The sequence below is a fragment of the Streptomyces sp. NPDC002785 genome (assembly GCF_040295565.1).
Taxonomy (GTDB): Bacteria; Actinomycetota; Actinomycetes; order Streptomycetales; family Streptomycetaceae; genus Streptomyces.
The window spans coordinates 1-8,288 of the sequence record NZ_JBEOVN010000223.1 but is presented as its reverse complement, the minus strand read 5'-3'; the positions used below and the strand labels follow the sequence as shown (position 1 = coordinate 8,288).

Genomic DNA, 8,288 nt, shown 5'->3' with positions numbered 1-8,288 from the left:
GGCCGTTGGCGTAGGCCGTTGGCGTAGGCCGTTGGCGTAGGCCGTTGGCGTAGGCCGTTGGCGTAGGCCGTTGGCGTAGGCCGTTGGCGTAGGCCGTTGGCGTAGGCCTGCCCGAACTTCGCGCACCAGCGCCGGACCGTCTCGTGGGAGACGAGCATGCCGCGCTTGAGCATCAGCTCCTCGACCTCGCGGAACGACAGCGGGAAGCGGAAGTACAGCCACACGCAGTGGGAGATGATCTCCACCGGGTACCGGTGCCCCTTGTACGACGGCGACGCGCTGTCCACGGACGACCCCTCCCAGCATGACCAATCAGAAGATCATCCCACCCGGTCAGTCAACGTGACAGTGCCTGCTGAAGTGCCCGCTGCTGCAGGGTTCCCCGCCATGCCGGGCACCACCGAATTGAGCGCGGAAGGGTAGCAGCAGGCAGGGTCGTGCGTGCGCCTCACAGCGCACACGGCTCAAGCAAGCCCCGAGGGCTTCGCAGAACAGCAGTTCAGGTGCACAGCGCAGTGCATATACGCGGAGGCCTACACGGCGTGGGGCAGGTCGGTGAGCAGGGTGCGGACGCGGGGGTGGTTGCCGTGGTGGTGGCGCAGGGCGGTGGTGACGGTGTCCAGGTGGTGGTGGACGCGGTGGGAGCCGACGTGCTGGGCCAGGGTGAGGGCGTGGCGGGCGGCGGTGCAGGCTCCGTTGATGTCGCCGGTCTGCAGGCGGGCGTCGGCGAGTTCGCTGGCGAAGAGCATCCGGTCACGGGGGTAGCCGTCGCCGGTGAGTACTGTGCGGCCGGCGAGGTAGGGCTCGGCGAGGTCGGGGTGGTGGGCGGCGAGGAGGGCCCGGCCGGTCTGGGCGTCGATGGCGGACGAGTCCAGCCATAGTGTCCACCAGGGTTCGCCGCTGTCGTGGGCGGCGGCGAGGTGGGTGCGTGCCTGGCCGTCGGCGCGGTGCAGTGCTTCGGTGTCGCCTTGCTGGCCGGCGAGTGCGATGCGGCGCATCTCCAGCACGGCGCGCAGGCGTGGGGTGAGGGCCTGTGGTCTGCGGTTCTCTGCGACTTCCAGCAGGGTGGTGGCTTCGTGGTACTGGCCGAGCCAGGATTCCTGGTAGGCGGCTGAGGCAAGCAGGTTGACGGTGGCGTGGTGGATGCCGGGGGCGTGCTCGGCTTCGCGGGCGACGCGCAGGCCGGTCTGGTAGACGCGCTGGGCCTGCGGGTGGTGCCCGGCGTCGAAGAGCATCCACCCGTAGGTTTCGCTCATCTCGATGTAGGCGGTGTGCAGGCGTATGCCTTCGGCGGTGTCGTAGCGGCTCTCGGCGATGAGTTTGCCGACGTTCTGCCAGATGCCGCCGGCCCAGAGCAGAGTGGAGGCGCTGCCTTCGCTGTCGTCGTGTTCCCGCGCTTGCCGGACGGCGTGCTCGACCGTTCCGGCCAGTTTCGGGGACACTTTGTCTCCGTCCTGGGCTGCGGCGAGTGCGGGCGCTCCTCCCATGAGCAGGTCCAGGGCCGGTGCGGTGGCGGCGGCTCCGGACAGCAGGATGAAGGAGCGTCGGTGCATGGGGGTGTCTCCCTGGGTCTCGCGCAGCAGTTCTTCGGCGGTGGCTTCGTACGGGCTGTCCAGTGCGGTTCGGTGTCTGCGGCGCTGGCGTGGCCGGTCCCAGTTGAGGGAGCTCGGGGTGAGTTGGCGTCCGGTGTACTGCGACAGGACGGCGAGGACGTCGCCGATCGCGTCTGCGGAGGGGCGGTCGCCGCGCATCCAGGGGTAGCCGGTCTTGCGGTGCAGCGGAACGGAGCCGCGCCGGGCCCGGTGCTGGTTGACCCGGGCGATCAGCTGTTCGGGGCCCCAGCCGAGTCTGGCGAGCTCGTTGCGTAATGGGTTCGGTTCTGGCTCACGGTCCACCGGGATCCCCCCGCTGCGGTACGGCTCCTGATCGGACGTTAGCACCGGGATTCCATGTCCTGGCAGGGGGTGATGAGGCTTGGCCGGTGTAGTTACACCCCCTGGTGGGGCCGCACCGCACCGGTGTCCTGCACCCGCTCCACCGCATCCACCCCACGTCCCTCTGGTCCCCTGACTGGTCGCGGCGCTGTCCTGGAGGGGCCGAGCAGCGGGCCCGGCCCACGAGACAAAAAAGGGGTGCGTGATGACGCGGGTTGAAGATCCGGTTCGGGTGGTGCTGCCGAGGACGCTCGCGGTCTCGCTGGCCGCGGCTTGCACGACGCAGATGGAGGCGCACCGGTGGAGCGCGGGGAACGTGGAGGCCGCCCGCAGCGTGCTCACCGGTGGTGGCGCGGAGGTGTTGCTGGGAGCACTGGCCGAGCGACTGGACCGTTGCTGCCCGTCCTCGCCGGGCTGGGTGTTACTGGCGCTGCCGGCCACGCTGGGGGATGAGGAGCTGCAGGTGGCCGCCGCCGGTGTGCTGGCCGCGCTCGGCTGCCCGTTCTTCTCCATCCGGCAGCGGGATGGCCGGCTGTGGATCGGGGAGGAGACCAGCTCGGCGAAGGACGGGGCGTCGTTCGGCGGTACGGGCGCGCAGGCCCTGCACATCGACGCCCCGAACGTGCAATGCGTCCCGGAGTACACGAGTCTGCTGGTGCTCCGAGCCGACCCGGCCGGCGGCGGCGCTTCGCTGCTGGGGGACCTGCGAGCTGCGGTGGCCCGGCTGGATGAGGCCGACCGTGCAGCGCTGCGGGAACCGGTGTTCTTCGAGGGGCAGGCCCAGGGCCTGTGCGGTGTCGGGGCGCCCCGGATGCCGTTCCCCGTGCTGGAGGACAACGAGGACGGACAGCCGGTCTGGGTCCGCTGGGCAGCGAAGATGATCCGCGACCCCCGCAATGCCGGCCGAACCGCGGTGCTGGAACGCTTCGCCGCGGCACTGGCGGAAACCACCGTCGCGCTCACCCTGGGACGCGGGCAGCTGCTGGTCGTCGACCAGCGGCGTATCGCTCACGGCCGTACCGCACTCGGACCCCAGCAAGGCCTCGCGGACGGTACCCGGCGCTGGATCACGCAGGCCAAAGCGACCTTCGACCCGGCCGCCCCCGCCCACCAGACCCTGAACGCGGCCAAGGCCGCGGCGGGGAGGCGGAACGATGCCTGAGCTGACGGACGTAGCAGTGGTCGGGAACGGTGTCGTCGGCCTCGCGGTGGCCGTCGAGCTGCTGCACCGCGGCGTGCACGTGACCGTGGTGGGACCGCGAACCGGTCCACACCGGGGACAGGGCACACGGGCAGCCGGCGCGATGCTCTCCACCTTCTCCGAACTGGAGCCGCACCACGACGCGCAGCGGGCGGGACTGGAGACGGCCGAGAGGCTGGCCGCCCACGACGCCTACCCGGCGTGGCTGGAGCGGATCGGGGCCATGAGCGGCCAGAAGATCCAGGCACCCGCCGGAACGTGGGTGCTCGCCCCGGCCAGGCGGCGGTTCAGCCTGGAACCGATCGCCGAAGCGGCCCGGGCGGCCGGGCACCAGGCCGAGGAACACGAGGCCTCCAGCATCCCCGGCCTGCGGGCACCCGCCTCCTCGGCGGGCGCCCTGTGGCTGCCCACCGAGGCCCGCATCGACAGCGCCGCCCTGATGGAAACCCTGTCCCTGGCCATCGAGCAGCACCCCCGCGCCACCTGGATACCCCAGCCGGCCACGGCCGTCGGTGCGGGCACCGTGTCCTGCGCAGGCAACGAAACGGTCCGGGCCCGGGATGTGGTCCTGGCCGCGGGGTGCGGCATCCCGGCGCTGCTGCCGGACCGGGGCCGCCACGTGCCCCCGATCCTGGCCGGCCGCGGGGTCAGCGCCCGTCTGAACGCCCCGGCAATGGAACTGGAACACGTCGTACGGACACCGAACGCGGCGTTCGCGTGCGGAACCCACCTGGTCCCGCGTACGGACGGCACCCTGTATCTCGGCGGCACGAACCGGCTGACCCTGGACGCCGACCCTGGCCAGCCGCCGGGCCTGGACGAGGTCGCCGTGCTCGCCACCGACTCCGCCGCGCTCATGGATCCCCGCCTCGGAGCGGCTACCCTCCAGGACACACGTACGGGGCTGCGCCCCTACACCCTGGACCACCTGCCGCTGGTCGGCCGTACCGGCGAACCGTCCATCCTGCTGGCGACGGCCACCTACCGGTGCGGGGTGCTGCTGGCCCCGCGCCTGGCCGAGCTCGTCGCCGACGAGATCACTTCGCCGGGCAGTCTCGACACCCACCCCTACCGGGCACAGCGGCCGATGCCGGCCCCAGGCATCGACGACGTCCTCGCCCAGGGAGCTGCCCAAGGGCTGCTGGAGCACCTGCTGCAGTCAGGCGGGCATCTCCCGCTCTCCCAGCAGGCCGAGTTCGCCGCCTTCACCAGCCTGGCGCTGCGTGCCCTGCTGGGAGAGGACTCGAAGGCCGGGGCCGCGATGCGCCGGTTGTGGGACCGGGCCCCGGTCATCGAGGCCGTACCGTCGCTGTTCGTGCTCGCCCGCCGTCTGGAGGCGCTGCGGTGACCGCCGCCGACCCGGGGCTTGTGGAGCAGGTGCTGGGCGCGGTCCGGCACATCCGGCCCGGCACCGCTCCGGAGCCGGACACCGACTTCCGCGACCTCGGGCTGGATTCTCTGGACCGGCTCACCCTGGCGGTGGCCGTCGAACGGGCCACCGGCCTTGCCGTCCCCGGCCCGGCTCTCTCCGACGCCGCCACTCCCGCCGACCTGGCCAGCCGCCTGCCCGCCACCGACAGGAGCGCTTCCGTGCATCAGGAACACCGCTCCGGCACTCCGGAACTGGGGTGGTTCGACGCCGGAGCAAGCGTCGGAGAAGGCACACGTCTGTGGCACCAGTCCCAGGTCGCCGACGGCGCGGTTGTCGGCGACGACTGCATCTTGGGCAAGGGATCCTTCATCGGTGCCGGCAGCACCATCGGCGACCGCGTGAAGATCGGGAACTACGCAGGCGTGTTCGGTGCGGAGGTGGGCGACGAGGTAATGATCTGCCCCGGCGCGCTCCTGTTGGAGGATCCGGCCCCGCGGGCCACCACCCCCGACGGGCGGCGCAAGGGCCCCGAGGACTGGACCCGTCACCCCGTCACCATCGCCACCGGGGCCACGATCGGGGCTGCGGCCGTCATCGCGCCCGGCGTCACCGTCGGCCCGCACGCCCTGGTCGCGCTCGGCGCAGTCGTCATGCGCGACGTCCCCGCCCACGGCCTGGTCATCGGAAACCCCGCCCGCCAGGTCGGCTGGGTATGCCGGTGCGGCCACCGTCTGGACGCGGCGCTGCGCTGCACCGACTGCCCGCGTACCTACCGGCGCGACGGCGACGAACTGGCCGCCGAGCACCAGCCCGTGTCACTGGAGTGAGAATCACACCAGTTTGTCACTGTTCTGTGCCAGGCAGATGATGCTCTCCGAGTCATGTGAGCGGTACGGATAGCGTCCCGCTCCATGAGCACTGCGCACCTGCCTCCCGCCGAGTACTACGCCACCCTCCCCAAGATCATTGGTGGGGCAGGAGCGGGCATCCACGACGCCGCCGGCCGGGTCCTCCTGGTCAAAACGTCCTACGGTGACGGCTGGGAGGTCCCTGGTGGCGGGTTGGACCTGGGCGAGGACCCGCGGCAAGCAGTCCAGCGCGAAGTCAAGGAAGAGCTGGGCATGGACCTCACGCCGGGCCGGCTGCTGATCGTCGACTGGGTGCCCGAGCAGCCCGACGGCCGCCCCCCGCTGGTCAACTTCATCTTCGACGGTGGTCTGATCACCGAGGAAGAGGCCCAGCAGCGGGTGCACCTGGACACCGACGAGATCACCGCGTGGAAGCTGGCGGCACCTGACGAGTGGGACACCCTCCTCCCACCGCACATGGCCCGCCGCCTCCACGCCTGCGCCCGCGCGCTGACCCACGACACCACCCTCTACCTGCACCACGGATTCGACCCCACTCGACACCAGACCTGACGCCCCGCCGCCCCTTCCGGTCGCGGCGCGGCGCCCACCGGAAGGGACTCCGTCGTGAACACACCACCGATCCCGGTCGCCGCGCCGCGCCTGGACGCGGACGACATCGCCTCTGCCGTCCGCGTCCTTGAATCCGGCCACCTCGTCCAGGGCCCCGAAGTCGCCGCGTTCGAGGGAGAGTTCGCCGAACTGGTCGACGGCCGCCACTGCATCGCGGTCAACTCCGGGACTTCCGCACTCTGGCTCACCCTCCTCGCCCTGGGCATCGGCCCCGGCGACGAGGTCATCGTGCCCTCCTTCACCTTCGCCGCCACGGCCGCCGCCGTCCGGCTCACCGGCGCCACCCCGGTCTTCGCCGACATCGCCCCGGACACCTTCTGTCTGGACCCCGACGCAGTCCGGGCCGCGATCACGCCCCGCACCGCCGCAGTCATCCCCGTCCACCTCTTCGGACACCCCGCCGCGATGGACGAGCTCACCAAGCTCGCCCGCCGGCACCATCTCGCTCTCGTAGAGGACGCCGCGCAGGCCCACGGCGCCACACTCGGCGGACGACCGACAGGCGCCTTCGGAACCGCGGGCTGCTTCAGCTTCTATCCGACGAAGAACATGCAGTCGATCGAGGGCGGCTTGATCACCACCGCCGACCCGTCCCTGGCCCGCACGCTGCGACTGCTGCGCAACCAGGGCATGGAACGGCGTTACCACCACAGAATCGTCGGCACCAATGCCCGGATGAGCGATGTCAGCGCCGCCATCGCCCGCAGCCAGCTCCGCCGGCTCCCGGCCCTGACCGAACACCGGCGAGCAAACGCCTCCCACCTCAGCAGACACCTCACCGACTTGCCCGGGCTGACCCTGCCCACCACAGCGGAGGGAGCCGGTCACGTCTGGCACCAGTACACCGTGCGCATCGGCCCCGGTCTCGGCGACCGCGACACCTTCGCCCACAATCTGCAGCGGGCAGGGATCGGCACCAGCGTCCACTACCCCATCCCGCTCCACCGCTCACCCGCCTACGCCACCGCCATCGACCTCCCGCACACCGACGCCGCCGCCGACCAGGTGCTGTCCCTGCCGGTCCACCCCGGGCTGACCACCACACAGATCGACGACATCGCCCAGGCCGTGACCACACTGGCCCAAGCCGCGGAGCGTGCCGCATGAACGCGCTGAGGGTCGGACTGATCGGACTGGGCCGGATGGGCCGCCACCACGCCCGGGTCCTGCGAACCCTGGACGGCATCGAACTGGTCGGCGCGCTCGATCCACACGGCGACCGCTACCGCGCCGCCGACGGCATACCCGTTGTCGCCGACCTGGACGCGCTGCTACGGATCGGCCTCGACTACGCGGTACTGGCCTGCCCCACGCTGATGCACGAACCGCTGGGCACCGCCCTCGCCGCAGCCGGCGTCCCCACACTCATCGAGAAACCGCTCGCGGGTGACCCCGACTCAGCCCGGCGGCTCGCCCAGGCATTCCACACCGCCGCAGTCCCGGCCGCCGTCGGATACGTCGAGCGCTTCAACCCCGCGCTGATCGCGCTACGCCAGCGGCTGGAAGCCGGCCAGCTCGGGGACGTGTTCTCGGTCGCCACCCGCCGTACCGGCCCCTACCCGGTACGGATCACCGATGTCGGAGTCATCCACGATCTGGCCACCCACGACCTCGACCTGACCGCATGGATCACCAACACCCACTACACCTCGATCGCCGCCCGCACCGCCCACCGCAGCGGCCGGCCCCACGAAGACCTCCTCGCAGCCCTCGGCCAGCTGACCGACGGCACCATCACCCACCACCAGGTCAACTGGATCTCCCCGCTCAAGGAACGGACCACCGTCGTCACCGGCGACCACGGCATCCTCGTCGCCGACACCCTCACCGCCGACCTCACCTACTGGGCCAACGGCTCCACCCGCACCCAGTGGGAGGCCCTCGCCGCATTCCGCGGCGTCACCGAAGGCGACGTCACCCGCTACGCAGTCCCCAAACAAGAACCCCTCGTCGCCGAGCACAAAGCCTTCCGCGACATGCTCCTCGGCCACAGCCACCGCAACGCGACCCTCCACGACGGTCTGCACGCCGTCCTCGCCGCCCACGCCTCCCTGCAAGCCTCCCGTAACGGCGCCACCACGGCCATCCCATCCCTCATCGACCTCGGCGCAGCTTGATCACCGCGTCCGCCACCGAAGGACGTGCTCGGCATTTCGCCGGCCATGGTCGATGAGCGACTATGGCCGGAGTGGTTGGCCGCGGATCCCCTTCAACGGCCCACACCCAGGCCCTGGACGCTCCTCGGCGCCTTCACGTCACTGACCGAACTCGCGTTGGCCTCAATCCCCCAGCACCCTCAC

At 71.1% G+C, this 8,288-nt stretch carries 7 protein-coding genes and 1 pseudogene; 6 read left to right on the top strand and 2 right to left on the bottom strand.

Features of this window, described 5'->3' with window-relative positions:
• Both ABTZ94_RS32565 and ABTZ94_RS32560 read right to left on the bottom strand, forming a co-directional pair.
• Positions 1-287: pseudogene (locus tag ABTZ94_RS32565) on the bottom strand (hypothetical protein); the annotation flags it as partial.
• A gap of 246 nt (positions 288-533) precedes the next feature.
• Positions 534-1,895, bottom strand: coding sequence for an NsdA family TPR-like regulatory protein (locus tag ABTZ94_RS32560; RefSeq protein WP_351206243.1), 1,362 nt, complete (start codon positions 1,893-1,895; stop codon positions 534-536).
• 244 nt (positions 1,896-2,139) lie between these two features.
• Between ABTZ94_RS32560 and ABTZ94_RS32555 the strand changes: the two genes are divergently transcribed.
• The 6 genes from ABTZ94_RS32555 to ABTZ94_RS32530 all read left to right on the top strand — a co-directional run bounded on the left by ABTZ94_RS32555 (position 2,140) and on the right by ABTZ94_RS32530 (position 8,105).
• On the top strand, positions 2,140-3,096 hold the full coding sequence (locus ABTZ94_RS32555; RefSeq protein ID WP_351206241.1) for a TauD/TfdA family dioxygenase: 957 nt from the start codon (positions 2,140-2,142) through the stop codon (positions 3,094-3,096).
• Entirely contained in the window at positions 3,089-4,483 is a 1,395-nt protein-coding gene (locus tag ABTZ94_RS32550; protein WP_351206239.1) for an NAD(P)/FAD-dependent oxidoreductase, read from the top strand. Before ABTZ94_RS32555 ends, ABTZ94_RS32550 begins: the two co-directional genes overlap by 8 nt.
• Entirely contained in the window at positions 4,480-5,334 is an 855-nt protein-coding gene (locus ABTZ94_RS32545) for a phosphopantetheine-binding protein (protein WP_351206237.1), read from the top strand. The genes ABTZ94_RS32550 and ABTZ94_RS32545 overlap by 4 nt, the downstream gene beginning before the upstream one ends.
• Positions 5,335-5,418: 84 nt before the next feature.
• On the top strand, positions 5,419-5,928 hold the full coding sequence (locus tag ABTZ94_RS32540; RefSeq protein ID WP_351206235.1) for an NUDIX domain-containing protein: 510 nt from the start codon (positions 5,419-5,421) through the stop codon (positions 5,926-5,928).
• 54 nt (positions 5,929-5,982) lie between these two features.
• Positions 5,983-7,095: a DegT/DnrJ/EryC1/StrS family aminotransferase gene (locus tag ABTZ94_RS32535; RefSeq protein WP_351206233.1), complete on the top strand. Its 1,113-nt coding sequence runs from the start codon at positions 5,983-5,985 to the stop codon at positions 7,093-7,095.
• Positions 7,092-8,105, top strand: a complete 1,014-nt coding sequence (locus ABTZ94_RS32530) for a Gfo/Idh/MocA family protein (RefSeq protein ID WP_351206231.1) — start codon at positions 7,092-7,094, stop codon at positions 8,103-8,105. The genes ABTZ94_RS32535 and ABTZ94_RS32530 overlap by 4 nt, the downstream gene beginning before the upstream one ends.
• Positions 8,106-8,288 lie beyond the last annotated feature (183 nt).